The sequence below is a fragment of the Bariatricus sp. HCP28S3_A7 genome, assembly GCF_052066375.1.
GTDB lineage: Bacteria > Bacillota > Clostridia > Lachnospirales > Lachnospiraceae > Allocoprococcus.
This window is the reverse complement of the sequence record NZ_JBQHSG010000076.1, coordinates 1-1,426: the sequence shown is the minus strand read 5'-3', so window position 1 is coordinate 1,426 and position 1,426 is coordinate 1. Positions and strand designations below refer to the sequence as shown.

1 protein-coding gene is annotated in these 1,426 nt (G+C 49.8%); it reads right to left on the bottom strand.

The genetic code is table 11. The features are described 5' to 3' along the window. A partial coding sequence (tnpC, locus tag ACTNA4_RS16025; RefSeq protein ID WP_441031163.1) for an IS66 family transposase occupies positions 1-1,403 on the bottom strand: 1,403 nt, incomplete at its 3' end. Positions 1,404-1,426: the final 23 nt, after the last annotated feature.

Sequence of the window (1,426 nt, the reverse complement as noted above, 5' to 3'; positions counted from 1 at the left end):
CGCCCTACTGCAAGTGGACGAATCGCATTCTCGCTGAGGTTATTAGTAAAGCTGCACCGCCCGTCTTCCAGATAGGTCTCCGCTGTATCACGCCGGTTGAGAACATAATTAACCGCTTTATCCATCCGGGTGTTCCGGACTGGCTTCTGCTGATCGAGCCACGACCAGAAAGCCTCCAGAACAGGTTTTTCCTTCTCGAGACGCAGCTGCTTTCGCTTTTCATAATCACCGGGATACTTTTTGTTAATGGAGTCCTCAATGGCGAATAACCGATTGCAGTACTGGACTCCCTGCACTGCCGGCTGACTGTAGTCATACTGTTTTCCTTTGGGAACGGCATCGATAAAGTATCGACGGATATGCGCCCAACAAGAGCAGCGTCTGATCCCTGGAAGATTGTTGTATCCCTGATATCCATCCGTTTCCAGGTATCCGCTGTAGCCTTCCAGGAACTCCCTTGCGTGACTGCCGCTCCTGGTCGGGGAATAGCCATACAGGATGATCGCCGGAAGTCCATCCTCGCCGCTTCGGAACAGCCACATGAATGATTGGGTCTGGGCTCGGCGCCCTTCCTCGTTCAATACCTGAACTCGGGTTTCATCTGCCATTGCAAAGCTGCGTTTCAGCAGCTCACGGTGGAAGTAATCATACATTGGCTGGAAGTAGTTCTGTGAACAGTAGATGATCCAGTTGGCAAGAGTGGTGCGGCTGATCTGAGCCCCATACTGTTTCCAGTCTTTCTCCTGCCGGTAAAGGGGAAGCCCATTGGCATACTTCTGATACATGGTCCATGCAACAGTGGATGCTGAGGCAGGACCTTTCCCAACCAGAGCCGCCGGAACCTGAGACTTTATGATCACAGGCTTTTCTGTATCGCCAAACCCTTCCTTGCAGGACGGACATCCGTAACTCTGGCTGTAGTATTCGATCACTTTACAAGTAGCAGGAATAAATTCCAGTTCCCGGCGGACATACTCCTCGCCGATCAGGACCATCTGCGTACCGCATACCGGACAGATCTGGTCTTCTTCCGGAAGAGGGATCACTACTTTTTCAACCTTCAGGCCTTTGAAGAGATCCTCATGGGTTGCCTTCTTTTTACGGGTATGTTCCTTGATCACAGTTTCTTCTTCCAGCAGGGACGGATCCTGTTCCATTTCTGCTTCATCAAAGAGATTCTGTTGTCCCGGAATATCATCAGATCTTCTTTCGCTGGAAGAGCCGAAAAGCTTTTTGGTCAGATAGTCCACCTGTTCCAGGAGTGCTTTCTCGTGACTGGATTTTTCGTCAATAATAAGACGGAGAGATTTGATCAGCTCAGTCTGTTCAGATACCATTGTTTTCAGTTGTGATACTGTATCTTTCAGCTCTCGAAGCTGGATATCTTTCGCATTGGAAGCCATCGGTTCTCTCCTCGGATTTGATA